We start from the raw sequence: 26,149 nt of genomic DNA, 5'->3' as shown, positions 1-26,149 counted from the left end.
CTGCGCGTCCACGCGGCCGCTAGTGGGCGTTCGCGGCGGGCGATGCGGAGGGAGCGGCTTCGCCGGTCTCCGGGGTCGCGGCGTCCGACGGCGCCGGGCTTCCGGTGGCGAGCGGAGAGGCCGCGGGCGTGGCCGTCGCCGCGGGCGGCAGCGTCGCGAACTCGCGGCTGCGCGCGACGACCGGCACGGTGAGCGCGATGTCGCCGGCGTTCTTGAACTGGAGCGTGAGCTTGATGCTCTCTCCGCCGCGCAGCGCCGTCTTCAGGCCCTCGACCGTGACCCCGGGGGTCTTGGCGAGCGTGCCGGGCTGAAGGTCGATGGCGCTCTGCACATTGACGGAGGTCGCCTTCTGCTCCTCGGGGATGATGCTGGTGAGCTGGTCGGCCGTCCCCGTGCTGTTCAGGAGAGTCAGGTAGAGCGGCGCCGACCCGCCGGCGGCGAGCTGCTGGCCGGAGTCGGGCCCGAGGATGAACGCCTGCGGGATCATGACGCCGTTCTTGCCGTAGGCCTTGCCGGGGCCGTCGCCGTCATAGAGGACGCCTGCCTCGTTCGGGGCGTACGGCACGTTGGTGTTGGCGTCGAAACCGGCGCCACACGCGGCCAGTGCAGGGATGGCGGCGGCGAGGAGCGCGGCAACGGCGATCGCCCTGCGACGGCTGCTGCTGGTCACGGTTCGAGGTCTCCTTGGTACGCACGTGTATGGGCAGCAATCACCTTATCCGCGCCGGTCGCCGGTCCGGCGTCGGCTCCCGCTCCCTACGCTGTAGTAGTGCAGGTCACCTGGTATGTCCCATATGTCGATTCACAGAGTGGATGGCTTGTCAAGCCCCAAAACGAGGCTTTGACCTGCAGTTATGTTCCTTTCACTGTTCCGGGAGGCGGGAACCGCGTGGTACTCTGGAGTACAGCGGAAGGGGTACTCGTCACATGACTTTCCAGGTCGGCGACACTGTCGTCTACCCCCACCATGGGGCTGCGCGGATCGAGGCCATCACGACCCGAACCATCAAGGGTGAGGAAAAGACCTACCTGGTGCTCAAGGTCGACAAGGGCGACCTGACCGTACAGGTACCAGCGGAAAATGCCGAACTCGTCGGTGTGCGCGACGTCGTCGGCCAGGAGGGACTCGAGCGGGTGTTCGACGTGCTGCGCATGCCGCACACGGAGGAGCCCACCAACTGGTCCCGCCGCTACAAGGCCAACCTTGAGAAGCTGGCGTCGGGGGACGTCAACAAGGTGGCCGAGGTGGTGCGCGACCTGTGGCGGCGCGACAAGGAGCGCGGCCTGTCCGCCGGTGAGAAGCGCATGCTCGCCAAGGCCCGCCAGATCCTCGTCAGCGAGCTCGCGCTGGCGGAGAAGACCAACGAGGACAAGGCGGAGGCCCTGCTCGACGAGGTGCTGAACTCCTGAACATCACATCGCCAAGGGTGGGCGTCGGGGTCGATGTCCACCCTTTCGCGTCCGGTCGGGAGCTCCATCTCGCTGGACTGTTCTGGCCGGGCGAGACAGGGCTGGCCGGCCACTCCGACGGCGACGCGGCGGCGCACGCCTGCTGTGACGCGCTGCTGTCGGCCGCCGGGCTCGGAGACGTGGGCGCGCTCTTCGGCACCTCCGACCCCCGCTGGGCGGGCGCCGCGGGCGTGACCCTCCTGGAGGAGGCGGCTCGCCAGGTGCGGGCGTCCGGATTCGAGATCGGAAACCTGGCTGTCCAGATCGTCGGGAACCGGCCGAAGGTGGCACCTCGCCGCGCGGAGGCGGAGAAGGCCCTCGGGGCCGCCGCCGGGGCTCCGGTGAGCGTCAGCGCGACCACGACCGACGGCCTCGGGCTCACCGGCCGCGGCGAGGGTGTGGCTGCCATCGCGACCGCTCTGATCCTCCCGGCGTGACTGTTCCGTTCCAATCGGACGTGCCAACCTGAATGAGACCCGGAGCGTCTCACTAACGCGTGGGCGGCGGCTCGAACCAAGGCGCGGAATCGAGCCGCCGCCCTCTTTTTTCTTTCATGGGACGCATATTTCCCTTCCGTGGGGTAGCCCACAGTCCGAGGATGAAAGGGTCACCCTCATCGGGAGGTCGATATGACAATCGAGTCCATTCTCGGCGCCATCGTCATCGGTGCGGTCATCGGCGCTCTGGGCCGCCTGTTCCTGCCGGGCCGGCAGCCGATCGGCTGGCTGCTGACGATCGTCGTCGGCATCGTCGCGGCGCTCATCGGTACCGCGATCGCCCAGGTCATGGGTGTCGACACGACGCCGGGCATCGACTGGATCGAACTCGTCATGCAGGTCGTACTGGCCGTCGTGGGTGTCGGCATCGTCGCCGGCCTCAAGCGGGGCTCGCGTGTGTAAGGCACTCGCTCGGTAGGGCGGCCCCCGCCCTCACCCCAAAGCACGCGCAGGCCCGCCCGGCTCCCCAGCCGGGCGGGCCTGCGCGCTGTGCGGCCCGGTGTACCGGGTCGCCCCTCTTCCGCGGCGCAGTCAGGCGGGCGGGGCTGTCAGGCGGGCGGGCGGGGCGTGCTGCGCATCCGGCCTGACGGAGGCGCCATCGGCAGGGTTCCCTCCCCGGTGCCTGTGGTGTCCTCCTCGCCGCCCGTGGCTTCCGGCGCGCCCTGATCGGGGCTTTCCGCCACCTGCGGCCTGCGTCTGCCGTCCTGCTCGCCCGGATCGGCGCTGTCCGCCGCATGGGCGGGATCCGGCACGTCCCTGATCTGGCGGAGCGGCTGGGTGTCCACGCCCGCCTCGTCCTCGGGCCGCTCCGGCTCGGCGTCGGCCGGCTCTTCCGGCTTGGGGCGGGGGTGCACGAGGACGTCGCCGGTGTGGGGCCGCACGAAGTCGCCCCAGCGCACGGGACGGTTCCGGCGGGGCTGCTGCGCCGGGCGGTCACCCGTCTCGGCGGGAGAAGGCGTCTCCGCGGCGGGCTGGGCGGGCGTCTCGACGGCAACGGACTCCGCGTCGTGGGCCTGCTCGTCGGCGGTCGTCTCGATGGCCGGCTCCCTGACGGCCGGTTCGGCCGGCTCCGTCACGGGCGGGGTGCGGGGCGCCGCCGTCGGAGGCACGACCGGCAGGACCTCGGGGTCGTCCGGCACCTGGTCCGGCACCTGATCCGGCACCTGGTTCGGCACCGTCTCGGACCCGGTCTCGGGCGTGGGTTCGGAGACGGTTGCCGGGATCGCCTCGGGCGGCAGCCGTACGCCGTCCTCGTCGGCGCCGGGGGTGACAGTGTGCGGTCCGGCCTCGTTCTCGGCCTGCGGAGGGGTGACGGGCAGCGGCGGGGCGTACTCGGGTGGCGCGACGGTCTCGGAGACCGGGCTGACCGGCAGCGGGGGGACGTAGCCGGGGGGCGCCACGGCCTCGGGAACCGGCTGCAGGGGCGGTGCGCCGTGCTCCTCGGTGACGGCGTGCGCGGGCGCGGGGCGCTCCCGCACGGCCACAGGGTAGGGGGCGGTGACGGCGGCCCGGGGTTCGCGCCCGCCGTCGAAGGGCACCAGGTCGTCGTCGGAGTCGTCGTCGCCGTCCAGGTCGGCCCGGTTGGTGCGCACGTGCTTCAGCAGGAGCAGCAGCAGCCACAGCCCGATGGCGAGCATCACCCAGGGCGACAGCGCGACGACGAGAGCGGAGGCGTCGGGGTCGAAGGAGACGCCGACGGCGGTCGCGGCGTTCGAGGCGGCGGCCGAGGCCAGGAGCAGGACCAGGACGAAGCCCGCCTGTAACCGGACCAGGAAACGCGCGCCCCGGACCAACGGCACGCTGACCAGGGCGACGACCAGCAGAACGTCGAACGCCGCGGGATACAGGTAGGCGAGCCGTGGCTCGGCGCGCCCGGAGACGGCCAGAGCCCGCAGGTCGTCGAAGGACAGCGCGCAGGCGACCCCGGCGAGCACCGCGAGGGCGGCGCCCGCGAGGCCGATGGCCAGGCGGCGCAGCACCAACGGGATTCCGGAGGGGGTGTTTCGGGACGGGCGGGAGGCCGTGCCTGCCGCGCCGGGGGGAGTCACGTCCATGGCGTTTCGAGCCTACAGAATCGGAGTGACGATTGATCGCACCCCCGTGATCACCCGTTTCGTGTCGGAACCGGGGACTCCGCGCGGGAATCTCCGGCGCGTTCCGGCCCGGCGCGGTCCAGCCTTGTGGCCGGAGCCGCGCGAGCACGCGGGCGTGTGCTTCGAGAGCGATGAGATGCGAAGGATGGGGTGCAAAAGGCGCGGTCTCCGTCCCTGGGGTGGTCCCGTGCGTTTTCATTGATCGTCTCCGGTCGCTCCCGGTGGCCCGGCGACGCTGCGTGTCCGGCCGGGTCCTGCGCGAGGCAGTCGAAGATCGCGCGGACGGCTGTACGGGTCGTTACGGCTTTTGTTTTCGGGTTATATCGGGACTTATGTGTCGTAAGTTTCCGTGATCGGCCACGCCGAGCCGTTCACGGGCGCCCAAGTAGCCCTGTGCTGCGCCGTCAGGCGTTAGCCTTGCCTTCGTGAGCCTGCACCTCTACGACACCAGCACGCGTACGGTCCGTGAATTCGTACCGGTCGAGCCCGGCCGGGTCTCGATGTATCTGTGTGGTGCGACCGTTCAGGCTCCGCCGCACATCGGGCACATCAGGTCCGGAGTGAACTTCGACGTTCTCCGCCGGTGGCTGATGCGGCAGGGCTACGACGTGACCTTCTGCCGCAACGTCACCGATCTCGACGACAAGATCATCAAGGTGGCCGCCCAGGAGGGCGTTCCCTGGTTCGTCGTGTCCGAGCGCAACCAGCGCGCCTTCACCTGGGCGTACGACCAGCTCGGCTGCCTGCCGCCGACCGTCGAGCCCCGTGCGATGGGCCACGTGCCGGAGATGATCGAGCTGATGCGGCGCCTGATCGACAAGGGTCATGCGTACGCCGCGGGCGGCGACGTCTACTTCGACGTGGTCTCCTACGCCGACCGATACGGCAAGCTCTCCAACCAGAGGCTGGAGAACATGCGGGCGGCCGCGGACACCGACACCGACTCGCTGAAGCGCGACCCGCGCGACTTCGCGCTGTGGAAGGGCGCCAAGCCCGGCGAGCCCACGTGGCCGACGCCGTGGGGCCGGGGCCGTCCCGGCTGGCACCTGGAGTGCTCGGCCATGGCGACCAAGTATCTCGGCGGCACCTTCGACATCCACGGCGGCGGCGTCGACCTGATCTTCCCGCACCACGAGAACGAGACCGCCCAGTCGCAGGCGGCGGGCGACGGCTTCGCACGCTACTGGCTGCACAACGGCATGCTGAAGCTCGGCGGCGAGAAGATGAGCAAGTCGCTGGGCAACTCGCTGCTCATCCCGGACATGCTCCGCAAGGTGCGGGCGGTCGAGCTGCGCTACTACCTGGTCGCGGCGCACTACCGCTCGGCGATCGACTACTCCGACGAGGCGCTGCAGGAGGCTGCGGCCGGATACCGCCGGATCGAGGGCTTCGTCACCCGGGCCGCCGAGGTGATCCACGACGTGGACGCCGCCGCGCCGCTGCCCCAGGCCTTCGTGGACGCCATGGACGACGACCTGAACGTCTCGCAGGCGCTCGCCGTGATCCACGAGGTCGTCCGCGAGGGCAACGTCGCGCTGGCCCAGGGCAACAAGGAACAGGTCGCCCGGCTGCTCGCCGAGACGCAGAACATGCTCGACGTGCTCGGCCTCGACCCCAGGTCGGAGCAGTGGCGTACGACCGGCGACTCGGGGCTCCGGGAGGTCGTGGACGCGCTCGTGACCGTGGCTCTGGAGCAGCGGCAGGCCGCGCGTGCCCGTAAGGACTACGCGGCGGCCGACGCGATCCGCGACCAGCTCGCGGCGGCCGGGATCGTGGTGGAGGACACCCCGCAGGGCCCGCGGTGGGAGCTGGCACAGTAGGCGTGGCCCTACGCTAGAGACCATGGCGGGAAAGGCTTCAGGGAAGCCGGCGAAGAAGCAGGGGCCGGCCAAGGGCTCGGGCGGCAAGGTCAGGCGCTCCCTGGAGGGCAAGGGAGCGACGCCGCCCGCGCACATGCGGCACTGGTACAAGGACAAGGCCCGCGCCGAGCGGATCGAGCGCGAGGCCCGGGGCGGCGGGTCGTCCTCGCGTGCGCCGAGCCGTACGCGCCGGGAGGACGCCCCCGAGGTCATCGGCGGCCGGAACCCCGTGATCGAGGCGCTGCGCGCGGGGGTCCCCGCGAACGCGCTGTACGTGGCGCAGCGGGTCGACAACGACGACCGGGTCCGCGAGGCCATCAAGATCGCGGCTGACCGCGGCATCGCCCTGCTGGAGGTCAGCAGGGACAAGCTCGACCGGCTGACCGAGAGCACGGTCCACCAGGGCATCGGCCTGCAGGTCCCGCCGTACGATTACGCGCACCCGGAGCAGCTCGTGGAGCGGGCCAGGGACGCCGCCGAAGTGCCGTTGATCGTCGCCCTGGACGGCGTGACCGACCCGCGCAACCTCGGCGCCATCGCCCGCTCGGCGACCGCCTTCGGCGCGCACGGGCTGCTCGTCCCGTCCCGCCGTTCGGCGGGCGTCACCGCCGGCGCCTGGAAGACCTCGGCCGGCACCCTCGCGACCCTCCCCGTCGCCCGGGCGTCGAACCTCACCCAGACCCTTCAGGCGTACCGGGAGGAGGGCCTGTTCGTGGTCGGCCTCGACGGCACGGCCACGGTGGACATCGCCGACGTCGAACTCGCGACAGAACCGCTCGTCGTGGTCGTCGGCTCGGAGGGCAAGGGCCTGTCCCGCCTGGTCAGGGAGGCGTGCGACCAGATCGCGCGCATCCCCATGAACGCCGCCGCAGAGTCTCTGAACGCGGGCGTGGCCGCCGGAATCGCCCTCTACGAGGTCGCCCGCCACCGTCGCCGGTGATTCCACCGTGACGGTTCGGCCCTCGGCCCACTAAACTCGTCTGGGTAACAGGCCGCCTTAGCTCAATCGGCAGAGCATCTGTCTTGTAAACAGAAGGTCTGGGGTTCGATTCCCCAAGGCGGCTCTCGTACGACAGGCCCCTGATCAGCGGTTTCGCGGTCAGGGGCCTTGTGCTTTCGCGGCTCATCCGGTCTCTTCGGCGTCGTCGGGAGCCACCCTGGGAGCCACCCGCTTCCGCTGCCCCAGCAGAGCGCCGGAAACGGCCTCCGTCGCCGTAGACGTCTTTGATGATCGCGACGCTGGCGTGCCCGAGGATTCTGTCTGCCCCGTGGAAAGCAGAAGGCGCGACGGCGCGGGAGTTTCCTCACTGCCCTGAGGACTCGACCATGCCGCCGCGCCCGTTCACGCGCACCTGACCGGCCAGCATCGCCGCCCAGGTGAGCCGTGCTTCCCGCAGCGGCCACCGGTGCGTCTCGGCGATCACCGGCTCACGCTCGTCCTGAATCGTCTTCCTGACGCGGACAGGACGATCCCGCCGACCAGGACGAGCGTGGGCCAGGACATCCACCCGTTGCGCCGGCAGCTGGTTTTCTTGTCGCGCTGGCGTTCGCGGGCGGCCATGACGCAGGTGAGGTCGACGCAGACTGCCACGACCCAGGACATCGCTCCGAAGCCAAGATCTACCCGGCGATGATCGACCTCATGGCCCGCCGCCTCACCGGCGAACCCGCCCCACCTGGCGCGGCGCATAACCCGAAGCAAACGGCTCATCCTTGGCGACCGCCGCCGGGCCGCGCGCTGTACGGAGCCTGTATCCCCGCTGAATCCCCGCTTTTTACGATCGGGGTCAATCACGTCCGGCGAAAGGAAGTGGTCATGAGAGCGCTGATCAGGCGGGTCGCCGACAGGATGGTCGACAAGGTGGTCCCGCATGCCGAAGCCCGCGCCTGCGGGTGGGAGGGCTACTGCAAGTGCGTCGGAGGCGACATCTACCTCTACTACTGCGGCCGCTGCACCTACTACGCGCACGCCGGCTGCTGACGGGCGGCGCGTGACCGGGTGACCGAGCCGGACCCGGTGCGACCACCGGGTCCGGCGGCGTATGAGGGGGATGGCGGTTGTCGCTTCTGCTCACCGTTCCGGCGCTGGCGGCCCTCGCGCTGGCGGCGGTGACTTTGGGGATGCGCCGGGCCTTCGTCGTGGTGACCGTACGGGGCAGGAGCATGCAGCCCACGCTCCGAGACGGTGACCGGGTGCTGGTGCGGCGACGCGGTGTGACGGCGGTCCGCACCGACGACCTGGTCGTCTTCGCCGACGTGATCGACGCGCCTCCCGTGCCGGTGCCCGCCGGGGCGGCGGAGAACGACGGCCCCCGCACGGTGTGGGCGGTGAAACGGGCGATAGCCGTACCCGGAGACCCCGTCCCCGAGACGCGCGTGCCCGTGCTGGCCGGGGGGACCACGTCCGTCCCCGCCGACCGGCTGGTGGTGCTCGGGGACAACCCGGCGGTGAGCCGGGACTCGCGCCTTTACGGGTACGTCGCCGGAGAGCGTCTGCTGGGTGTTGTGATCCGGCGAATGCGACCGTCTGATGGGGATTCATGCTGAGGCTGATGATCGGCCAGTTACGCCGCCAGTCGGTGCGCTCGATGACGATGCTGCTCGGCGTGTTGCTGGCCACGAGCGGGTTCACCCTGCTCACCGGCTCGGTGGAGACCTCACGCCTGCGCGTGACCGGGACTGTGGACGACAACTACCGGAGCACGTACGACGTGCTGGTGCGGCCCAAGGGGAGCCGGGACGCGCAGGAGCTCACGCACGGGCAGGTGCGCCCGAACTTCCTGTCCGGCCAGTTCGGCGGCATCACGCTCGATCAGTGGCGGCGGATACTCGCGCTGCCCGGCGTCGAGGTGGCCGCTCCGGTGGCGATGGTGGGGTACGTCGACGTGACGGCGACCGCCGAGATCGACCTCACGGAGCAGCTCGATCGAGGGGCACGACAGCAGTTGCTCAAGGTGGACAGGACCTGGACCAGCGACCGGGGACTGTCGACGATCGACGACCCGGGTGACAGGTACGTGTACGTGACCCGCAACCCCGTGCTGTGGCCGCGGTTCACGACGAACAAGGCGAACTTCGTGGAGTTCGCCGGCTACCGCTACGAGGGCCGGAAGGTGCGGGTGGACGACGCGGTATGTGACCGCCCGGGGATGTCGTCCGGCTACCCGGCGGCCGAAGTCCTCCCGGACGGACGGATCCAGCCGATCTGTCCCACCGCGCGCAAGCGAGAGCCCGGACGCACCTACCTCACGGCGGCGGACCGGTCCCGGGTGGACGTCTACCAGATGCTGCCGGACGGCGGTTTCCGCACCCAGCTCGGCGACGCGGGCGGTGGGATCATTCCCCGGCAGGTACGGCTGCCGCGCCTGACGCTCCCCGTCAGCTGGCCCGTGCCGCTGTTGCTGGCGGCCGTCGATCCCGTGCAGGAGGCGGAACTGGTCGGGCTGGATCGCGCCGTGGTCACCGGGCGTTACCTGCGCGCGACCGACGGCCCGACGCCGACCAAGTGGGCGCTGTTCGCCGATGTTCCCATGCTGCTCTCGTCGACCGCGCACATCGACGAGCAGCTGACCGCCGGAGTCTCCCGGCTGGACCGGCCGCCGGAGATCGCGAGCCTGCGCGGCGATGAGCTGTGGAAGCGGCTACGGGCGGAGCCGGCCCGGCGCACGGCGACCGTGCGCGTCGACGCGGAGAGCGTCTACCGGAAGGTCAGCGAGCGCCCGATCACCGACCCCGGCGACACGTGGCTCAACGTGGACCGTGTGATCCAGTCCGGCCGCCCGCGCTATGGGGGCGGAGAGGGGGTGCTGAAGCCGGATCCCGTCACCGTCGACCTCGACGAGGTGTGGCGGCAGGAGAACTCCCTCGTGGACACCTCGGCCCCGTTGTTCGCGCACGATCGGGCGCTCCGGCCGTCGACCAAACGCGAACTGGCCGGCCCCGGTGGCGTGTCCGTATACGCGTTCCCGCGGGTGGTGGGCAGGTTCGACGCGGCCGGGCTGACCGAGTTCTCCGCGTTGTCCGCGGTGCCGCTGGAGACGTACCAGCCGGCGAGCGCGACCGGCGCGGACCAGGCCGCGCGGGCGGCGCTGGGGAACCGCCCGCTGCTGCCCAACGGCAACCCCGGCGGCTACCTGGCCACCCCGCCCCAGCTCCTGACGACGCTGACCGCGCTGCCCATGCTCATCCGCGGCGACGACCCGGCGCAGGAGGCGCCGGTCTCCGCGATCCGGGTGCGGGTCGCCGGGGTCACCGGGCTGGACGATCTGTCCCAGGAGCGGATCCGCGTGGTCGCCGAGAAGATCGCCACCACGACCGGGCTCGATGTGGACATCACCATCGGCTCCTCCCCGGCCCCGCGCCCGGTCGAGCTGCCCGCCGGCGTGTTCGGCCGCCCCGAGCTGCGGCTGCTGGAGAACTGGACGACCAAGGGCGTGGCGGTCGCGCTGACCAGGGCCGTCGACCAGAAGAGCGCGTTGCTGTTCGGCCTCATCCTCGTGGTGTGCGTGCTGTTCCTGGGCAACGCGGTGGCCGCGTCGGTCCGGGTGCGGCGGCGCGAGCTGGCCGTCCTCGGCTGTCTGGGCTGGCCGGCCGGGCGGCTGGCCGCGCTGGTGCTGGGGGAGGTGGTGCTGGTCGGCCTGGCCGCCGGGATCCTGGGCGCCGCCGTGTCCCTGCCGCTGGCCGCCGCCACCGGCATCGAGGTGAGCCCCGGACACGCGCTGCTGGCCGTACCGGTCGCCTGCGGGATCGCCCTGCTCGGCGGGCTGGTGCCCGCGCTGCGGGCCGGGCGGGCGCACCCGATGGCGGCGATCCGTCCCCCCGTGGTCACCCGCACCCGGGCACGCCGGGCCCGGACGGTGTACGGCATGGCGGTGGGCAACCTGGTGCGGGTCCCGACCCGCAGCCTGGTCGGCGTGCTGGCGCTCGCGGCCGGAGTGGCGGCGGTGTCCACACTGCTGGTGATCACGTGGCGGTTCCACGGCGAGGCCCAGGGCACGCTGCTGGGCGACGCCGTCTCGCTCCAGGTACGCGGGGTCGATCTGGCCGCCGCCGTCACCACGGTGGCGCTCGGCGTGTTCGCCATCGCGGACGCTCTCTACCTGAGCGTCCGGGAACGCAGCGGCGAGCTGGCCGCGCTGCGCGCGTGCGGGTGGTCCGACGGGGAGCTCGGCCGCCTGATCGTCACCGAGGGTGCGCTGCTCGGTCTGACCGGCGCAGTGCTCGGGGCCGGTCTCGGCCTCGGCGTGCTGGCCGCGTTCCTGGGCGGCCTCACCTGGGCGACCGTGAGCGCCACGCTCCCGGTCGCCGCGGCCGGAACCGCGTTCGCGGTGCTGGCCGCCGCCGTCCCCGCGCAGCTCATGCGCCGCCTGCCGCTGGCCGCCGTGCTGGCGGAGGACTGAGGCCGTCGGTGAGACACGTGGAACTCGGCTGCCAGATCCTGCTCGCCGTGGTCTTCGGCTGGTCGGCGGTGAGCAAGCTGGCCTCCCGTGAGGCGTTCCGGCGGTTCCGCCGGTCGATCGAGCCGCTGACCGGAGGCGGCACCTGGCCGGCCGCGGCCCTGTGCGCCGCCGAGGCGCTGGTCCCTCCGCTGGTCGTCGTGGCCCCGCCGGTGGGGTTCGGGCTGGCGGCCGGATTGGTCGCCGTGCTCACGGCGGGTGTGGCCGTGGTGCTCCGCCGGGGCCTCGCCGTACGGTGCCGGTGCTTCGGCGGCGGCGAGGCGGACCTCGGCACGCGGCACATGGTGCGCAATCTCGCCCTGCTCGGCGTGGCCGCGCTGGGCCTGGCTGCGGCGGTGCTGCCGGGCGGCGCCGGGATCGACGGCCCCGGCGCCCTGCTGGCCGCCGGGGTCGCGCTGCTCGCGGCGGCCCTGGTCATCCGCTTCGACGACGTCGCCGACCTGTTCGGCCAGTGAATGTGCGGAGGTGCGTTTTGGGATACGTGATCGCGGCCCTCGTGCTCGTGGGACTCGTGGCGGTGCTCAACCTGGTGTTCACGTACGGCGTCGTCCGGCGCCTGGCCCGGCAGGACCGTGAACTCGCGACCCTGCGGGCCGTCCTGCCGTCGAATCCGGAGGAGGTCATGAACGGACCCGGGTCGGCGCCGGAGGACTTCGGTGAGGTCACGACGACCGGTGGTGAGCACCTGGGCAGGGACTCCCTGACCGGCGGCATGATGCTCGGGTTCTTCACGCCGACCTGTGCTCCGTGCCGCGCGCAGGCGTCCCCCTTCGCGGAACGCGCGCGGTCCCTGGGCCGCGACCGGGCGCTGGTGGTCGTGGTCGGGTCGCGGGACGATGTGGGCGAGCTGGTCGCGCTGTTCGATCCTGTCGCGCGGGTGCTGGTCGAGCCGGATCAGGGCCCGGTCCAGCGGGCCTTCGGCGTACGGGGCTTCCCGGCGATGTGCGTGCTGGACGCGGATGGGCGCGTCACGGCCGTGGCCACGGGAGTGGAGCGGCTCCCGGAGCCCGCGGCGAGGGCGGAGAGGTGACGATGGAGGCGCGTACGACCGGCACCCGGCGTGGTGTCGAGGTGACGATCAGGGGGCTGACCAAGCGGTTCGGTCAGGGAGACGGCCGGATCGTCGCCGCCGACGACGTGTCGCTGCACGTGCCGGCGGGGCAGCGGGTCGCCGTGGTGGGTGCTTCGGGCTCCGGCAAGTCCACCCTGCTCCACCTGATCGGCGGCATGGAGCGGGTGGACGGCGGCACGATCACGGTCGGGGACCGGGAGGTGACCGCGCTCGGCCGCCGTGAGCTGTCGGTCTACCGCCGCAGCGTCGGCTTCGTCTTCCAGCGGTTCCACCTGCTGCCCGCGCTCACCGTCCTGGACAACGTCCTCGCCCCGGTGCTGCCCCGCCGGGTGGACTTCGACCGTACGGAACGGGCCCGGCAGCTGCTCGCCGCCGTGGGCCTGCTGGAGCGGGCGCACGCCGTGCCGTCGCAGCTGTCCGGCGGGCAGCAGCAGCGGGTCGCGGTCGCGCGTGCGCTGATCGGCGACCCTCGGCTGATCCTGGCCGACGAGCCCACGGGCAACCTCGACTCGGCCACCGGCCGGGAGGTGATGGAGCTGGTCGATCGCCTGGTCGCCGAGCAGGGGCTGACCCTGCTGGTCGCCACCCACGACGACGGGGTGGCCGCGTACTGCGATCGGATCATCCGCATCCGGGACGGCCGGATCGTCGACGACACCGCGCGCTGACCGCTCGGGGGCCTCAAAGCCGAAGCGCGTCGCCTGTCCTGTTCTGGACGCCCGGGCGGAGCAGGTCGGGGTCGCGCCGGAGGATGGCGGCCTGGAGCCACTCGACGCGGTCGTCCGGATCGAGGCCCAGCGAGCGCCGGAGCACCTCACGGGCGCTGGCGCACGCCTGGAGCGCCCCGGCGACGTCGCCGAGCCGGTACAGCGTGACCATGAGCTGCCGGTGCGGGCGCTCACGCACCTGGTGCTCGGCGAGGTGCCCGCGCAGGTCGGCGGCGAGGGCGGACCCGCTGCACCGGTCGGTCGCGGTCAGGTCGAGCCGGACGTCGAACCAGTCCTCCAGCACTCCGATGCGGCGTTCGTCCAGCGCGGTCGCGGTGGCGGTGAGGATCGGCCCGCGGCGCAGCCCGGTCAGCGCGGGCCCGCGCCACATGTGGAGCGCGCGCTCGTACGCCGAGGAGGCGGCCGGCAGATCGCCGTTCATCTGGTCGTTCCTGGCCCGGGCGCACAGGTCGGCGAAGACGTCGACGTCGATCTCTTCCCTGTCGACCTGCAGCCGGAGGCCGTCGGGGTCCGAGACGAGCTGCGGCCCGCCGTCGAAGACGACCCGGCGCAGTTCGGTCGCGTACGTCCGCAGGTTGGACATCGCCGAAGCGGGCTGGGCGCCGTCCCACAGTTCTTCCAGCAGCCGGTGCCACAGCACCAGCTTTGCGGAGTTCAGCAGCAGCATCACGAGCAGCGCCCGGGGCTTATGGGCGGTCAGCGAAATCGGTTGTGCCCCATTGAGTATTTCGAGCGGACCCAATAATCGGAACTCAAACCCCATGAAGACCCCGTAAGCCCCCGGAAACTTTCGGGCGATGGCAGAAAATATAAACTCCGACAGAACGTATTTCAAGTAAAGGACATATCGGGCATAGCTGAGGTCAGTCCCGATGCCCCGGCTCGGAGAACTGGTAGCCCCGCGCCTGGAGGGTGAACAGCCGCGCGTAGACGCCGCCGGCGTCCATGAGTGCCTTGTGCGTCCCCTGCTCCACCACCTGTCCCCGGTCCAGGACGACGAGCAGGTCCGCGTCCCGCACCGCGCTGAGGCGGTGGGAGATCAGCACGCTGGTGCGTCCGGCCCGGTGCTCGCGCAGGCCGGTGTGGATCTCGTGTTCCGCCTCGGCGTCCAGTCCGGAGCTGGGTTCGTCCAGGATGAGCAGGTCGCGTTCGCCGCGCAGGTACGCCCGGGCGAGGGCCAGGCGCTGCCACTGTCCGCCGGACAGGTGGACACCGTGCTCGCCGCCGTCCCGGTCGAGGAAAATGCGCGACAGCAGGGTGTCGTAGGCGCGGGGGAGCTTTTCGGCGAAGGAGTCGGCGCCCGCCGCACGTGCCGCCGCGACGATCCGGTCTCGATCGCCCAGCGCGGCGAGATCGCTCAATCCGATGTTGTCCGCCACGGTCAGGTCGTATTCCATGTAGTCCTGGAAGACCACGCCGACGCGGCGCCTCAGCTCGTCCGGCGCCATGTCGCGCAGGTCGACCCCGTCCCAAAGGATCGCGCCGCGCGCCGGGTCGTACATCCGGCACAGCAGTTTCACCACTGTGCTCTTGCCCGCCCCGTTTTTGCCCACGAGGCCGAGGGCCCCGCCGTACGGGACGTCGAAGCTGATCCCGCGCAGCGCCCAGTCCTGTCCGGGGGAGTAACGGAACCACACGTCCCGGAACTCGATGCCCCGCCTCAGCACGGGGACGGGCCGCGGCCTCGCCGCGACCGGGAGGTCGGGACGGTCGGACGTCACCGCGAGGTGGTGGGAGAACAGCCGAAGGTGCTGATGCGCCTGGGCCACCTCGGTCACCAGGCCCGTGACCGAGCCCTGCACCCCCGCGACGGCGGCGACGAACATCGAGACGTCGCCGATCGTGCGACCGCCGTCCAGGGTGCCGACCAGCGCCCACAGCAGCCCGGCCCCGGCCGCCAGCGCGCCCGCGAGGCCGGTGCAGGTCTGCACGGCCAGCTCGCGCCGGTCCGTACGGCGGCGTTCCGCGTCCGCGACCCGGCGCTCGTCCATCATGAGTCGGCGCAGGTGGCCGGCGATGCCGAACAGCCGGATCTCCTTGGCGGCCCGCACGTTGACGAGGAGGTCACGGAAGAAGATCTCCCGCCGCTCATGCGGGCCTATGTCCCACAGCATGGTCGCCCGCCGCCGGGACAGCCACAGCTCGGCCAGGAGCATGGGGGCGGCGGAGCCGAGCACGAGGACGGCCATCCACGGGCTGATCGCCGCGAGCGAGGCCACGAAACCCACCCCGACCAGGGCGCTCCTGGTGATCCCGAGGAGAGCGGCGACGAGCAGGGCGGGAGTGGCCCCGCCGTGCCGCTGGGCCAGCTGCAGCCGGTCGAGGAAGGCGGGATCCTCGAACCGGGCCAGCCCGACGAAGCGTTCCGTGGCCAGGAACAGGAGGTCCTGGGCGATCCGGCTCACCCGCCGCCCGATCTCCTCGCGCAGGTAGTGCGTGATCGCGGGAACCGCCGCGGCGCCCGCTCCGCACACCGCCAGGGCGGTCCCCAGCGTGACCACCAGGGCGATCGTGGCGTCGCCGTGCGCGATCAGGTCCAGCGTCACCTTGGTCAGCCAGGCGACGGCGAGTGGGACCGCGGCGGCGAGAACGGTGAGCACGGCGAAGAGGACCAGGCGGGACCGGCCGGCGTGCCAGGCGAGACCGAGCGCGTCCCTCATTCCGCGCGGCCTTCCGCCTCGCGGGTCGCGGCGGCGAACGCGGACGCCGGTGGCGCGGTGACGGGGAACGGCATGCGGCCAGCCCTTTTCGATCGGGGACCCGGGGTCTCGGGACCGGGAGGACCACGCCTGTGACGTGGGCATCCTGGCCTGCCGGTCTTCTCGCAGATTAGGGGCGCCGCGTATAGGAGTCGTACATTCCCGGCACAACGCCATCGCGGGTGGGCGCTGTCCGGCCGAGCGGGAGGGGAGCGTACGGTTCTTGCACATCTTCAGGAAGTCCTGGGTGAAGCCTTTCTTGAGGGCGGAGGTGTGCGTATCGATGCGCAGCGCAGCCGGCTCGGAGTGAACGCAAGGCGGCCTTTCGCGGGGTGCGAAAGGCTCCCATGCTGCGGCGCGATTTATGTCGTACCGGGTGAGTAGGCTGTGCGTCACTGCGCCCCGTTTTCGCCAAAGTTCACTACTCCCCTTTGGTGGGACGTATGAACCAGCTGTGGGAAGTCAGCCTCGAAGCCCGACAGTCCAGTGGAAACTGACATATCGCCCGCTGAGCTCCCGAGTGCCGCAGCTCCGTGATGGCACCCTTGACGGCAACTCCCCACCAACCGATGAGCAGCTCAACGTCCGCCTCTTGCGGTCATCTCCGGTCTTGGCGGCACTGGGTTAGGTTGGTCGGGTGGGGACTTATGAGGATCTACCGGCGGAGCTGGTGACCGAGCGGCTGCGGTTGCGGCGGTGGGTGCCGTCGGATGCCGAGGAGTATCGCGGGTTATGGCTTGAGCGGGATCCACGAGCGGTACGGCGGATCGACGCCGAGGGACGCCCGACGATCGAAGACATGCGCGGCCGGCTCCTCGACAATCCGCTGATGGCGGATCCGGGGCTCGGGTTGCTGCCGATCGAGCTGCGAGACACCGGTGAGTTCATTGGATACTGCGGACTGACCGTCGGCCAGGGATCTTTCGACGAACCTGAGATCGCGTACGAGCTGGCACAACGAGCTCATGGCCATGGTTACGCGACAGAAGCCGCCCGTGCGGTTATCGAAGCCGCGACGCGAACAGGACGTCGACGACTCTGGGCGACCGTGCGGGAGTGGAACGCACCCTCGTTCCGCGTCCTCGAGAAGCTCGATTTCCACCGAAGCGGCCGCATCACCAGGGACGCCGAACGCGGCGACACGATCTGGATGACGCGCGTACTCGATCCGGGGTAGAGACGTGAGCACCGGCCGAACCGCGACGACACCACGCGGAACAGGCGGGCGGCTGGTGCACCGCCCGCGCGTCCCAGGCTTGTCGCCGCGGCCCGGCTCACGCCGTCGAACGTGCGAGTGGCCGGCGGCAGTGCGGACGACATACCCGCAGGCAGTGCCACCTTCGACCTCGTGCTCAATCGGCACGGCGGCCTGAACGCCGTGGAAGTGGCTCGCGTTCTCCGGCCTGGAGGGCGGCTGCTGACTCAACAAGTCGGTAGCCACAACGGCTTGGAACTGAACGAGGCCCTGGGCGCGCCCCCTCCCGGCCTGCGGCGACGCGGGTCAGGAGGTGCGTTCTTCAAACCGGTGAGCCTGTGCTGGGACGGGCAGCCGCCTTCGGCGCGGGCTTGCGCGCGGCGATCAACCCGATGGCCATGACCAGCCCGTACACGAGGAACGGCCAGCCGTATGGCCGACGGGGCGTCCACCCGTCAAAGGTGATCAGCACGCCCGTCAGGGCGACGACCGCCGTCAGCGCCCAACCGGCAACCCGGCCCATCGGACGGGTGCGCCGCCCCCTCAGCAGGAGCATCAGGACGACGGCCGTGACGATCCCCGGCCAGGCCATCAGGACGTAATCCCAGCCATAGTCGTAGTTCCAGCCGTAGGTGGGGTCGTCGTGCTTCTGACCGATGACGGCGTCTTTCAGCGTCCCGTACAGAGAAGTCCCGACAAGGGAGAGCGGAAAGGCCATCAGGATCATGGTCATCACTCCATACATGGCATCGCCGAGATAACCGGCTTGGGTCAGCCATGTAAGCGTGAGTACGGCCGCCGCGTATGCGCATACGGTCAACGCCACCGGCAGGCCACGGACACGGGCGATGACTCGGATCATGAGACGCCTTCGAAATCGGTCACTTCGCCATTATGACCATGCGCTGCAGGATACCGGGGCGAATATGCCGCTCAGGAACTTGGCAAATCGCGGCAGCGCCGTTCGCGTGGGAGCGGCGAGGGTTTCCTGAAGCGAGCCGGTGGAACTGAAACGCTCCGGCCGGCGAGGAGCCGGTGGAACGGAAGCGGCCTACGAGTTCACCGGCTCAAGGAAGCCTTCGAGGACCACGAGGCCCTTCCCGTACTTCTTGTCGACCTCACGCTGAAACTCCGGTGTGGCCACCCAGACCCCGATCTCGACGTGACCGGCCCGCTCGTCGATCGAGGCGGAGTAAAAGTCCTTGATGTCCTTCTGTGCCCTCTTCTGGAGTGCGCGTAGCTCCGCCTCGGTGTGCCGGGCGCGACTCAGGCAGAGTGCGCCGCCCCAGACCTCGCGGATCGCGGCCTGGTGAACGGTCGGGTCTCCCGTGAACCGCAGGTTCAACACGAGCCGTTCGGCGTCGTTGGCGTATCGCTCCACCCATCGAGGATCGTGGGAGTCGAAGCCCTCTATCTCGTCGAGGTAGCTCTGGTCGAGCCAGGCGGCCGCGTACCCGGGAAGCTTCCGGGCCCTGGCGATCGCGGCTTCCAACGCCTTCTGCGTGGCCCTCGCCGGGTCCACCGGGCGCCAGCCGCCGGCGGGCTCCGGGCACGGCGTGGTGAAGTCGGATCGGTCATGCGGGGCGTTACGACGCTGGGCGAGACTCGGAGGCTCGGTCAGCGTCAGGCTCTTCCCGTCCCAGGTGCCGACCACGTGGTATTCGCCCCAGCGCACGCCGCCTTGAGCGGAGTGCTCGACCGCGTTCCAGTCCCATCCGACGATGTCAGGCCCGCCGCACTGGGGCGGCAGGGACTCGGCGACGGTAGCGCAGAGTTGCGGGCCGTGCCATGAGTCGGACAGCACCGTCCCGTCGGCCTGGTATCGCACCGTGGGAACGGTCGCCGCAGGTGCCGTCCCACACGCGGTGAGCGCCACGAGCATGGCTACGAGCCAGATGCGTCTCATGCACCTGAGACGGGCGCGAAGGCCGCAGGGTTCACGGCGCCGACCGGCGCCACCTCACGGTTCAGGCCGCAGCAGGGCGACCGTTCTGGTGCCGATCTTGAAAGACGCGCACGTACGCAGGCCGCCGACGCGGGGTGCCTTGCGTCCGCGGACCGCCACCGCGATCACCGTATTCTCGCCGACCACCGAGCCCAGGGTGGCGAGCATGCCGGCGGCCCCGTCGGCGCCGTTGGGCCCGTGCCAGGACGTCTGCTCGCCGTAGGGCACGTCCGTGATCACAATGTCCGGCCGGTGCCCGCCGAGGATCTGGCGGAGCCGGTCGGCGTCGAACACGTCGGCCTGACACGCGGCGTGCGGCAGGTCACCGCCGTCGGCGCACAGCGTGCGTGCGATCCGGTGTGCCGCCTCGGCCGCCGCCGTGTAGGAAGCGCGCCCCAGGCGCTCGGCCTGCTCGGCGAGATGGGCGGCACGGGCCAGCAGCCCGGCCTGCGCCAGCAGGCCCAGATTCCGTTCCGCGAGCCGGACGGCGGCCGGATCGATGTCCGAGGCCAGCACGGCCGAGATCCGGCGCCGGTGCAGCAGCCCGATCACGGTGAGCAGATAGCCGCTGCCGCAGCACGGATCCCATACTGTGGCCCGGCCGCCGCCCCGCAGCTCCATCGCGCGCTGGAACATCTCGCTGGCCAGCCTGACCGGGAAGGCGGGGAACCCCGGAGCCGAATGCAGCACCGCGCCGCTGGCCAGATGGGCATAGTCGTCCCGCACGGTCGCGTGCCGGTAGGTCACGACGCGCGGCCGTTCTCGTGACCCCTCACCAGCCGGTCGCCCGTCCCAGCGGCGTGTCCTCGCCGGGCGCCGGTGGCTTGGGCCGCGTCGGGGTCAGATCCGGCGCCCACACCACCGGCTGCGTCCCCGACCGATCGCCCGGCGACCCCCCGATCCGCTGCCACAGCAGTCCTCTGGCCGCGTCGCGGACCTCGTGCGGGACCCCCGCCTCCACCTTGGCGAACCCGCCCGCGACGAACTGGTCGACGTCGAGGATTGTCACATTTGGGGATGATATCGGCGCTGTCTACCGATTTTCTGGAGCTCCTCGCGCGCCGTACCCGGGCTCAGCGGTCGCGGCGGCGCCGGACCCTGCCGCTCACGCCGCCGAACAGCGCGAGGCCCTTGATCACGATCACCGGCGCCGACGGGTCGACGTCCGGGCTGTTGTGTACGTCGAAGCCGCCGAAGACGCCGACGCCCTGGCAGCGCACCCCGACGCCCTCGGGCAGGATGATCTCGGCCCCGCCGAAGATCGCATTGACCGTGATCTCGACCTCTTTCGCCTCGAACTCGGCTTCGGTCAGGTCGAACCGCACGCCGCCGAAGACGGCCAGCGCCTTGGTCTGCCGCCGCACCCGCCAGCGGCCCCTACGGTCGGTGCCGCCGAAGACGGCGATGATGTTGTCGGGCTCGGTGCTCGCGCTCGGTGCGTAGGACACCGGGCTCGCGGCCGGCGTGTAGGACGCCGGGCTCGCGGCCGGACGGTGCCGCTCGACCTGGAGGTCCTGGGTGAGGACCTCCAGCTCTCCCACGGTCTTGGCCTGGTAGAGGCTGTCCAGGCGCTCGGAGTACTCCTCGTGGCTCAGCTGACCCGTGCTCAGAGCTTCCCCGAGCAGGGCGGCGACCTGGTCCCTGTTGCTGTCCGAGGCGCGCAGGTGAGACGTCGGGGAGTCCCGGCGCTGAGGGGGATTTTCCATGCTGGTCACGATAGTTCTCATTCGACCCGGCAGGGAGTTCGCTCCGCTTCGAAATGTTCTTGTAGCCGGCCGTCGAGGAACCGGGTGATGCCGCGGACGTGCTCGCCGGTCAGCGTGAGCACGACGACCCCGGTGGGTTCGCCGTCGAGGGAGCAGGTGAACGCCGGTTGCCCGTTGGCGCGGGTGGGCTCCAGCTCCAGGCGCCGGCCCGCCCGCCACGCGGCGCTCGCCCGCAGGAACGAGGCGATCGCCGCCACACCGTGGTATTCGTGCGGTGCGGGCGGCATGGACAGCCACGCGTCGTCGGTGAGCAGGGCGACCAGAGTCTCGATGTCGTCGCAGGTGAAGGCCTCGGCGAAGCGGCGGACCAGATCCCGCTCCTGTGCCGACCCCTGCGCCGGCGGCTCACCGCGGCGGTGGCCGAGCGAGGCCCGTGCCCGCTGCAGCAGACCTTTGACGGCTGCCGGTGTGGTGCCGAGCATCGGTGCGACCTCGCTCAGCGGATAGCCGAGCACGTCGCGGAGCACCAGGACGGCGGCCTGCCGCGGCGGGATCCGCTGGAGCGCGGCGACGAAGGCCAGCTCGACCGCCTCCCGGGCCGTGTAGCGCGCCTCGGGGCCCGGGCCGGTGTCCGGCACGAACTCAAGGAGGGTGTCCGGGTACGGCTGCAGCCACCGTACGTCGCCGTGGCGGCTCGGTTCGGGCGGCTGGAACGGCGGGCTGGGCGCGGGCGGCATCCGCCTGCCGCGGTCGCGCAGGGCGTTGAGGCACCGGTTGGTGGCGATGCGGTAGAGCCACGACCGCGACGACGCACGGCCCTCGAAGCCGTCCAGGCCACGCCAGGCCGCCAGCAACGTCTCCTGCAGCACGTCTTCCGCGTCGGTCAGCGAGCCCAGCAGGCGGTAGCAGTGCAGCAGCAGCTCCTGCCGGTACGCCGTGAGCTCTTCGAACGCGATTTCCGCCACGACCGTTCCGTTCCGCGGGTCCCCGGTGTCGTACAAGGCAGCACCGGAAGGAGACATGATGACCAGCTCAGCATTGCAGATCGCGCTCGCCTACCACCGCGCGTGGACCGGCGGGGACCTCGACCTCGCGACCGGCTACGTCGCCGACGACGTCGTGCTCGACGCCCCGGCGGGACGGCTCGTCGGGATCCAGGCGTACCGGGACTTCCTGGCGCCCTTCGCCGAACGGTTCCTCGTCAGGGCGGAGATGATCGCGGCGTTCGGGGACGACGACAGGGCCCTGATGATGTACGACGCGGAGACGATCCCGGCGAGGAGCGCGCCCGCGGCCGAGTGCGTCACGGTCCGCGACGGGAAGATCGTCTACAACCGGTTCGTCTTCGACCGCACGCCGTTCGACGAGTTCCGCCGCCGACAGGCCCAGGCCGGTGCCTCTCAGGGCCAGTAGGAACACCGGTGATTCCGCCGATTACCCGGCCGGGCGGGGCGGGTGACACTGTGCCTCCCCGGCATCCGTCCCCCGACATTCGTCCCCCGACATTCGTCCCCCGACATTCGTCTCACGGAGGTAACCCGTGCGCGTACCCGTCCGGTCCCCCCGGCGGCGGATCACCGCCGTGGCGCTGGGGGCGGCGCTCGCCGCCGCCCTCCTCGGCGCCCCGCCGGCCGCTCAGGCCGCGGCAGCGAGCCCCACCGTCAGCGTCCCGCCCGCCGGCGACCACGGCTTCCCGTTCCTCGCCGCGGCGGAGGATCTCGGCTCGTTCGGCTACACCGAGAGCGAGTACTTCATCGAGGGCACCGCCACCTCCTACGCCAAGTCCGGCATCTGGACCTCCGACGGCCGGTGGGACGTCCGGGCGTCGGGCCGCGCCGCGTACAGGACCCGGCTCCTGGTCCGCCGGCCCGCCGATCCGGCGAGGTTCAACGGCACGGTCGTGGTCGAGTGGCTCAACGTGAGCGGCCAGATCGAACTGTCCCCGGACTACTGGTTCGAACGGGACGAACTGCTGCGCAAGGGCTACGCATGGGTCGGCGTCTCGGCGCAGGACGTCGGCGTCAACGGCGGCCTCGGTGAGATCCGTGGTCTCAAGGGCTGGGACCCGGCGCGGTACGGCAGCCTCGTCCACCCCGGCGACGCCTACGCGTACGACATCTTCTCGCAGGCAGGACAGGCGTTGCGGATCCCGGACGGGCCGGACCCGCTCGGCGGTCTGCACGTCACGACGCTGCTCGCCGACGGCGAGTCGCAGTCGGCCGGCTTCATGACGACGTACGCCAACGCCGTCCAGCCCGTGTCGAAGGTGTACGACGGCTTCATGATCCACAGCAACGGCGCGGTCGGCTCACCGATCAGCGGCAAGCTGCTCGACGTGCTGACGATGCCGAACCCGAGCAGGATCCGTACGGACCTGTCGGTGCCGACGTTCGTCGTGCTCACCGAGACCGACGTCCCGACGGCGTTCGCGGCCCGTCAGCCGGACACCGACCGGGTGGTGCACTGGGAGCTGGCCGGTACGGCGCACGGCGACCAGTGGGCGTACGACCTCGGTGACGCGACGGTGAAGAAGTCGGCGGGCTCCGCCGCGCCGCAGGCGGACTGCGCCGCAGGGTCGGCGCCGTTCAACGACGGACCCGGCCACTACTCCATGAACGCCGCGCTGCGTCACCTGGCCGCCTGGGCGAGGGGCGGGCCCCGGCCGCCGAGCGGGGCGTTGCTGCACCCCGAGCTACGCGACCCGGGCACGGGCCTGGCCGTGGGCGGCATCCGGCTCCCCGACGTGGCGGTGCCGACCCGCACGCTCACGGGGGAGCGGGACACCAGTGGCAGCGGCATCTTCTGCGGCCTCTACGGCGCGCGCGACCCGTGGAACGGCGACGCGGACCCGTGGGACCGGCACAACGCGGGCGACCCGTCCGACCCGGCCCTGCCGCATACCGCCGAGCCGGCGCTCAGCCGGCTCTACCCGACGCACGCCGACTACGTGAGCAAGGTGCGGGCGGCCGCGCAGGCGTCGGTGAACGCCGGACATCTCCTCCCGGAGGACGCGACCACGATCGTCGCCGCCGCGGAGAACTCCGGTATCGGCGGCTGACGCGGCCACCGAGGCGAAGGCTCCCTCCCGCGACGACGAAGGCCCCTTCCCGCGCGTGGGAAGGGGCCTTTCGCCGGCCGGAGGCCTGCTTCCGCCGGGGTCCTTACGCCACGGCGGTGGCAGTCCAGAGACCGTCGATCGCCTGCTCCGCCGCGGCGAGGCTCTTGTCGGCCAGCGGAATCAGCTCGGCCATCGACGGTGTGACGTAGGCGAGGGTGAGCTCTGCCGTGATGAAGCGCGGCTGCAGGCCCGTCATGAACAGGCCGTGGGGAAGCCACGGCTCCGCGTGGTCCCATCCCTCGCGGGGCGTCCCCGCCCCGTACCCGCCGCCGCGACTCGCGAGGACCAGGAAGTCACGCCCGCCCAGCAGGCCCTCGCCCGTCGCGGGGTCGTACGACAGCCCTGGGGCGATGAGGTGGTCGACCCAGGACTTGACGGCGCTGGGCGCCCCGAAGTTGTAGAGCGGGAGCCCGAGCACGATCGTGTCGGCCTCCCTCACCTCGCCGACCAACTGTTCCGTCAACGCCCACGAGGCCGCCTGGGCCGGGGTGTGCTGCTCCCGCGGGACCATCCGGGCCAGGCCGTTCTCCTGGTCGAGATGCGGGAGCGGGGCCCTGCCCAGGTCGCGATAGGCGACGGTGCCCTCGGGATGCGCGGCGCGCCAGGCGGCGACGGCCCGGGCGGTGAGCTTGCGGCTGACGGAACCCTCGCCCTGGATGCTCGCGTCGATGTGCAGCAGATGAGGCATCTCTTAACCCTTCCAAAATGATTGATGCTGCACAAATGATTAGTCCTATGCCTGTCGTAGGTCAAGTCGGTTAGAGTTGGACCATGACGTCCCTGCCCGTCGTCAACCAGCCGGTGCACCGGTGTGGTGCGCTGCTCGAACACCTCGCGCGCCGGCTGCGTCTTCGTTCCGAGTCGGTGCTCGCGCCGCTCGGCCTGCGTCCCCGCCACCTCGTCGCCCTCACGGTGCTGCGGGACCGCGGCGGCAGCACCCAGCAGGCGCTCGCGAGCACGCTGGAGATGGACGGGACGAATGTCGTCGGGCTGCTCAACGACCTGGAAGCCGAGAAGCTGATCGAGCGGCGGCGGTCGCCGGAGGATCGCCGCAGGCACGTCGTCGAGCTCACCGAAGCGGGCGCGAAGCGGCTCGCGAAGGCCGAGTTCGCGCTGGCGGCGGTCGAGGACGAGGTGCTCGGCGCGCTCGATCATGACCAGCGCGAGACCCTCTACGGCCTGCTCCAGCGGGTGGCCGCCGGCGGCGCGGAGGCCTGTGTGGAGGCGGCCTCCTGCGACGAAGTCCCACCCTGCTGAGCGCGGGGCGGTCGGCCTGCTTCCAGCAAAGGATCACAAGATCTGGAAGTACGTACTAATCTATGTTCTTACTATGAAGGACGTAGATATCTATGAGCATGATCCTGACGGCTCCCTGTACGACCCGCGAGCCAGGACGGCGATGGGGCGGCTCGCCGGCCACGACGGCGATCTGCGCGCGTTCGAGGCGAGCGCGGCCGTCCGGACCGCCTGGCACGCCGTCGAGCGCATGCGTGCCCACGGCTCCGAGGGCAGAGGGGTCAGCGCGGGCGCCCTCGACCTGCTGATCCGGCTCGACGCGAGCGAGCGGGGGATCAGCATCGGCGAGCTCGCCCGGGCCGCCGGGGTCAGCTCCCGCAACGTCACCGGCCTGGTGGACACACTGGAACGCGACGGGCTGGTCCGCCGGGTCCCCGACCCCGGGGACCGGCGTTCGGTCCTCGCCGAGATCACCCCTGCCGGCAGCGAATGGATCGAGGCGTTCCGCAAGCCGTCGCGGCTCGCCATGAAGGCGCTGTTCCAGGGGTTCACGCCCGAGGAACTGGTCGTCCTCCGTGACCTCTGCCTGCGCCTGGCCGCCAACCAGCAGCGCCTCGCCGCCCACCTCCGTCAGATCGGGTCCCAGCCGTGAACGTGACCACTCAGGAACAGACGCGCCGCGCCGTACGCGGCTATCACGAGGCCCGTTTCCGCGGGGACGCGCCCGCCGCCGCGGCGCATCTGGGAGAGCCCTTCCGGTTCCAGAGCCCGTTCTTCAGCTCCACCGATCGGGCGGGGCATCTGGCGACGTTGCCGGGGTTCGTGTCGATCGTGACCGGGGTGGACCTCATCAGCGAGCTGTACGGCGACGCGGAGGCGACGCTGGTCTACGACGTGCACACCGCGACGCCGGCCGGCACGCAGCGCACGGCCGAGCACTTCCGCCTGGACGGCGGCAAGATCGTCTCGATCCTGCTGGTGTTCGACGCCTCGCCCTGGCAGCCGATGAGAGCCGAGATCGAGCCGTAACCGCCAGGTCGCCTGCCCGCGTGAACCCGCGGGGCCCCGGGCACGAGCATCCCGGGCACGAGCATCC

Annotated in this window: 29 protein-coding genes and 1 tRNA gene; 18 read left to right on the top strand and 12 right to left on the bottom strand. The window is 71.1% G+C overall.

Annotated features, from left to right (window positions below):
* Positions 1-19: 19 nt before the first annotated feature.
* On the bottom strand, positions 20-670 hold the full coding sequence (locus ABZ857_RS19595; protein ID WP_357044748.1) for a copper chaperone PCu(A)C: 651 nt from the start codon (positions 668-670) through the stop codon (positions 20-22).
* Positions 671-927: 257 nt separating this feature from the next.
* Between ABZ857_RS19595 and ABZ857_RS19590 the strand changes: the two genes are divergently transcribed.
* From ABZ857_RS19590 to ABZ857_RS19580, 3 genes are all read left to right on the top strand, one after another.
* Positions 928-1,410: a CarD family transcriptional regulator gene (locus ABZ857_RS19590; protein ID WP_030510364.1), complete on the top strand. Its 483-nt coding sequence runs from the start codon at positions 928-930 to the stop codon at positions 1,408-1,410.
* A 17-nt stretch (positions 1,411-1,427) separates the two neighbouring features.
* Positions 1,428-1,886, top strand: a complete 459-nt coding sequence (ispF, locus tag ABZ857_RS19585; RefSeq protein ID WP_357044746.1) for a 2-C-methyl-D-erythritol 2,4-cyclodiphosphate synthase — start codon at positions 1,428-1,430, stop codon at positions 1,884-1,886.
* 192 nt (positions 1,887-2,078) lie between these two features.
* Positions 2,079-2,348 carry a GlsB/YeaQ/YmgE family stress response membrane protein gene (locus ABZ857_RS19580; RefSeq protein ID WP_357044744.1) on the top strand — a complete coding sequence of 90 codons (270 nt, stop codon included), beginning with the start codon at positions 2,079-2,081 and terminating at the stop codon, positions 2,346-2,348.
* A gap of 146 nt (positions 2,349-2,494) precedes the next feature.
* Here the strand turns inward: ABZ857_RS19580 and ABZ857_RS19575 are convergent, their stop codons facing one another.
* On the bottom strand, positions 2,495-4,000 hold the full coding sequence (locus ABZ857_RS19575) for a DUF2637 domain-containing protein (RefSeq protein ID WP_357044742.1): 1,506 nt from the start codon (positions 3,998-4,000) through the stop codon (positions 2,495-2,497).
* A gap of 464 nt (positions 4,001-4,464) precedes the next feature.
* Here ABZ857_RS19575 and cysS point away from each other — a divergent pair, with 464 nt between their 5' ends.
* From cysS to ABZ857_RS19560, 3 genes are all read left to right on the top strand, one after another.
* Positions 4,465-5,859, top strand: coding sequence for a cysteine--tRNA ligase (cysS, locus tag ABZ857_RS19570; RefSeq protein ID WP_357044740.1), 1,395 nt, complete (start codon positions 4,465-4,467; stop codon positions 5,857-5,859).
* 22 nt (positions 5,860-5,881) lie between these two features.
* On the top strand, positions 5,882-6,838 hold the full coding sequence (gene rlmB / locus ABZ857_RS19565) for a 23S rRNA (guanosine(2251)-2'-O)-methyltransferase RlmB (RefSeq protein WP_357044739.1): 957 nt from the start codon (positions 5,882-5,884) through the stop codon (positions 6,836-6,838).
* A 51-nt stretch (positions 6,839-6,889) separates the two neighbouring features.
* Positions 6,890-6,962, top strand: a tRNA-Thr gene (locus tag ABZ857_RS19560).
* Positions 6,963-7,318: 356 nt separating this feature from the next.
* On the opposite strand, the gene ABZ857_RS19555 is transcribed toward ABZ857_RS19560, so the two are convergent.
* Complete coding sequence (locus ABZ857_RS19555) at positions 7,319-7,501, bottom strand: hypothetical protein (protein ID WP_357044737.1); 183 nt, start codon at positions 7,499-7,501, stop codon at positions 7,319-7,321.
* A 213-nt stretch (positions 7,502-7,714) separates the two neighbouring features.
* Here ABZ857_RS19555 and ABZ857_RS19550 point away from each other — a divergent pair, with 213 nt between their 5' ends.
* The 6 genes from ABZ857_RS19550 to ABZ857_RS19525 all read left to right on the top strand — a co-directional run bounded on the left by ABZ857_RS19550 (position 7,715) and on the right by ABZ857_RS19525 (position 13,094).
* A complete protein-coding gene (locus tag ABZ857_RS19550) occupies positions 7,715-7,879 on the top strand; it encodes a hypothetical protein (RefSeq protein ID WP_167748098.1) in 165 nt (54 codons plus the stop codon).
* A gap of 77 nt (positions 7,880-7,956) precedes the next feature.
* Positions 7,957-8,445, top strand: coding sequence for a S26 family signal peptidase (locus ABZ857_RS19545; RefSeq protein WP_357044735.1), 489 nt, complete (start codon positions 7,957-7,959; stop codon positions 8,443-8,445).
* On the top strand, positions 8,439-11,297 hold the full coding sequence (locus ABZ857_RS19540) for an ABC transporter permease (RefSeq protein ID WP_357044733.1): 2,859 nt from the start codon (positions 8,439-8,441) through the stop codon (positions 11,295-11,297). Before ABZ857_RS19545 ends, ABZ857_RS19540 begins: the two co-directional genes overlap by 7 nt.
* 8 nt (positions 11,298-11,305) lie before the next feature.
* Positions 11,306-11,809, top strand: coding sequence for a MauE/DoxX family redox-associated membrane protein (locus ABZ857_RS19535; RefSeq protein ID WP_357044731.1), 504 nt, complete (start codon positions 11,306-11,308; stop codon positions 11,807-11,809).
* 17 nt (positions 11,810-11,826) lie between these two features.
* On the top strand, positions 11,827-12,384 hold the full coding sequence (locus ABZ857_RS19530; RefSeq protein ID WP_357044729.1) for a hypothetical protein: 558 nt from the start codon (positions 11,827-11,829) through the stop codon (positions 12,382-12,384).
* 2 nt (positions 12,385-12,386) lie between these two features.
* Positions 12,387-13,094, top strand: a complete 708-nt coding sequence (locus tag ABZ857_RS19525) for an ABC transporter ATP-binding protein (protein ID WP_357044885.1) — start codon at positions 12,387-12,389, stop codon at positions 13,092-13,094.
* Between the two features lie 13 nt (positions 13,095-13,107).
* On the opposite strand, the gene ABZ857_RS19520 is transcribed toward ABZ857_RS19525, so the two are convergent.
* Both ABZ857_RS19520 and ABZ857_RS19515 read right to left on the bottom strand, forming a co-directional pair.
* A complete protein-coding gene (locus tag ABZ857_RS19520; RefSeq protein ID WP_357044883.1) occupies positions 13,108-13,821 on the bottom strand; it encodes an AfsR/SARP family transcriptional regulator in 714 nt (237 codons plus the stop codon).
* Between the two features lie 196 nt (positions 13,822-14,017).
* Entirely contained in the window at positions 14,018-15,814 is a 1,797-nt protein-coding gene (locus tag ABZ857_RS19515; protein ID WP_357044727.1) for an ABC transporter ATP-binding protein, read from the bottom strand.
* Between the two features lie 676 nt (positions 15,815-16,490).
* Here ABZ857_RS19515 and ABZ857_RS19510 point away from each other — a divergent pair.
* Positions 16,491-17,030 carry a GNAT family N-acetyltransferase gene (locus tag ABZ857_RS19510; protein ID WP_357044725.1) on the top strand — a complete coding sequence of 180 codons (540 nt, stop codon included), beginning with the start codon at positions 16,491-16,493 and terminating at the stop codon, positions 17,028-17,030.
* Between the two features lie 340 nt (positions 17,031-17,370).
* On the opposite strand, the gene ABZ857_RS19505 is transcribed toward ABZ857_RS19510, so the two are convergent.
* The 6 genes from ABZ857_RS19505 to ABZ857_RS19480 form a co-directional block, all read right to left on the bottom strand.
* On the bottom strand, positions 17,371-17,910 hold the full coding sequence (locus ABZ857_RS19505; protein ID WP_357044723.1) for a hypothetical protein: 540 nt from the start codon (positions 17,908-17,910) through the stop codon (positions 17,371-17,373).
* 189 nt (positions 17,911-18,099) lie between these two features.
* Positions 18,100-18,954: a hypothetical protein gene (locus tag ABZ857_RS19500; RefSeq protein ID WP_357044721.1), complete on the bottom strand. Its 855-nt coding sequence runs from the start codon at positions 18,952-18,954 to the stop codon at positions 18,100-18,102.
* Between the two features lie 54 nt (positions 18,955-19,008).
* Positions 19,009-19,740 carry an rRNA methyltransferase gene (locus tag ABZ857_RS19495; RefSeq protein ID WP_357044719.1) on the bottom strand — a complete coding sequence of 244 codons (732 nt, stop codon included), beginning with the start codon at positions 19,738-19,740 and terminating at the stop codon, positions 19,009-19,011.
* A gap of 25 nt (positions 19,741-19,765) precedes the next feature.
* Positions 19,766-20,002 carry a hypothetical protein gene (locus ABZ857_RS19490; RefSeq protein WP_357044717.1) on the bottom strand — a complete coding sequence of 79 codons (237 nt, stop codon included), beginning with the start codon at positions 20,000-20,002 and terminating at the stop codon, positions 19,766-19,768.
* A 64-nt stretch (positions 20,003-20,066) separates the two neighbouring features.
* Positions 20,067-20,699, bottom strand: coding sequence for a DUF1707 domain-containing protein (locus ABZ857_RS19485; protein WP_357044715.1), 633 nt, complete (start codon positions 20,697-20,699; stop codon positions 20,067-20,069).
* Between the two features lie 17 nt (positions 20,700-20,716).
* Positions 20,717-21,664 (bottom strand): RNA polymerase subunit sigma-70, encoded by a 948-nt coding sequence (locus tag ABZ857_RS19480; RefSeq protein ID WP_357044713.1) that lies wholly within the window; start codon positions 21,662-21,664, stop codon positions 20,717-20,719.
* Between the two features lie 58 nt (positions 21,665-21,722).
* On the opposite strand from ABZ857_RS19480, the gene ABZ857_RS19475 reads away from it, so the two are divergent.
* Entirely contained in the window at positions 21,723-22,112 is a 390-nt protein-coding gene (locus ABZ857_RS19475) for a nuclear transport factor 2 family protein (protein WP_357044711.1), read from the top strand.
* A 127-nt stretch (positions 22,113-22,239) separates the two neighbouring features.
* Positions 22,240-23,757: an alpha/beta hydrolase domain-containing protein gene (locus ABZ857_RS19470; RefSeq protein ID WP_357044709.1), complete on the top strand. Its 1,518-nt coding sequence runs from the start codon at positions 22,240-22,242 to the stop codon at positions 23,755-23,757.
* Between the two features lie 103 nt (positions 23,758-23,860).
* Here ABZ857_RS19470 and ABZ857_RS19465 read toward each other — a convergent pair whose 3' ends face one another.
* Positions 23,861-24,505, bottom strand: coding sequence for an NAD(P)H-dependent oxidoreductase (locus ABZ857_RS19465; protein ID WP_357044707.1), 645 nt, complete (start codon positions 24,503-24,505; stop codon positions 23,861-23,863).
* Positions 24,506-24,588: 83 nt separating this feature from the next.
* Between ABZ857_RS19465 and ABZ857_RS19460 the strand changes: the two genes are divergently transcribed.
* From ABZ857_RS19460 to ABZ857_RS19450, 3 genes are all read left to right on the top strand, one after another.
* Positions 24,589-25,074, top strand: a complete 486-nt coding sequence (locus ABZ857_RS19460) for a MarR family winged helix-turn-helix transcriptional regulator (protein ID WP_357044705.1) — start codon at positions 24,589-24,591, stop codon at positions 25,072-25,074.
* 73 nt (positions 25,075-25,147) lie between these two features.
* Positions 25,148-25,705 (top strand): MarR family transcriptional regulator, encoded by a 558-nt coding sequence (locus ABZ857_RS19455; RefSeq protein WP_357044703.1) that lies wholly within the window; start codon positions 25,148-25,150, stop codon positions 25,703-25,705.
* Positions 25,702-26,082 carry a hypothetical protein gene (locus ABZ857_RS19450; RefSeq protein WP_357044701.1) on the top strand — a complete coding sequence of 127 codons (381 nt, stop codon included), beginning with the start codon at positions 25,702-25,704 and terminating at the stop codon, positions 26,080-26,082. Before ABZ857_RS19455 ends, ABZ857_RS19450 begins: the two co-directional genes overlap by 4 nt.
* Positions 26,083-26,149 lie beyond the last annotated feature (67 nt).

The organism is Microbispora sp. NPDC046933, from assembly GCF_040644635.1.
Taxonomy (GTDB): domain Bacteria; phylum Actinomycetota; class Actinomycetes; order Streptosporangiales; family Streptosporangiaceae; genus Microbispora.
Note: the sequence above shows the minus strand (reverse complement) of the source record. Positions and strands in the feature narration are given on the sequence as shown.

Excerpts from the sequence above, each read along its gene's own strand:
- ABZ857_RS19590 (WP_030510364.1), top strand. The coding sequence starts at position 928 with ATGACTTTCCAGGTCGGCGACACTGTCGTCTACCCCCACCATGGGGCT.
- ABZ857_RS19580 (WP_357044744.1), top strand. The coding sequence starts at position 2,079 with ATGACAATCGAGTCCATTCTCGGCGCCATCGTCATCGGTGCGGTCATC.
- ABZ857_RS19575 (WP_357044742.1), bottom strand. The coding sequence starts at position 4,000 with ATGGACGTGACTCCCCCCGGCGCGGCAGGCACGGCCTCCCGCCCGTCC.
- rlmB (WP_357044739.1), top strand. The coding sequence starts at position 5,882 with ATGGCGGGAAAGGCTTCAGGGAAGCCGGCGAAGAAGCAGGGGCCGGCC.
- ABZ857_RS19555 (WP_357044737.1), bottom strand. The coding sequence starts at position 7,501 with ATGTCCTGGGTCGTGGCAGTCTGCGTCGACCTCACCTGCGTCATGGCC.
- ABZ857_RS19550 (WP_167748098.1), top strand. The coding sequence starts at position 7,715 with ATGAGAGCGCTGATCAGGCGGGTCGCCGACAGGATGGTCGACAAGGTG.
- ABZ857_RS19540 (WP_357044733.1), top strand. The coding sequence starts at position 8,439 with ATGCTGAGGCTGATGATCGGCCAGTTACGCCGCCAGTCGGTGCGCTCG.
- ABZ857_RS19525 (WP_357044885.1), top strand. The coding sequence starts at position 12,387 with ATGGAGGCGCGTACGACCGGCACCCGGCGTGGTGTCGAGGTGACGATC.
- ABZ857_RS19520 (WP_357044883.1), bottom strand. The coding sequence starts at position 13,821 with ATGCTGCTGCTGAACTCCGCAAAGCTGGTGCTGTGGCACCGGCTGCTG.
- ABZ857_RS19515 (WP_357044727.1), bottom strand. The coding sequence starts at position 15,814 with ATGAGGGACGCGCTCGGTCTCGCCTGGCACGCCGGCCGGTCCCGCCTG.
- ABZ857_RS19505 (WP_357044723.1), bottom strand. The coding sequence starts at position 17,910 with ATGATCCGAGTCATCGCCCGTGTCCGTGGCCTGCCGGTGGCGTTGACC.
- ABZ857_RS19500 (WP_357044721.1), bottom strand. The coding sequence starts at position 18,954 with ATGAGACGCATCTGGCTCGTAGCCATGCTCGTGGCGCTCACCGCGTGT.
- ABZ857_RS19485 (WP_357044715.1), bottom strand. The coding sequence starts at position 20,699 with ATGGAAAATCCCCCTCAGCGCCGGGACTCCCCGACGTCTCACCTGCGC.
- ABZ857_RS19475 (WP_357044711.1), top strand. The coding sequence starts at position 21,723 with ATGACCAGCTCAGCATTGCAGATCGCGCTCGCCTACCACCGCGCGTGG.
- ABZ857_RS19465 (WP_357044707.1), bottom strand. The coding sequence starts at position 24,505 with ATGCCTCATCTGCTGCACATCGACGCGAGCATCCAGGGCGAGGGTTCC.
- ABZ857_RS19460 (WP_357044705.1), top strand. The coding sequence starts at position 24,589 with ATGACGTCCCTGCCCGTCGTCAACCAGCCGGTGCACCGGTGTGGTGCG.
- ABZ857_RS19455 (WP_357044703.1), top strand. The coding sequence starts at position 25,148 with ATGAAGGACGTAGATATCTATGAGCATGATCCTGACGGCTCCCTGTAC.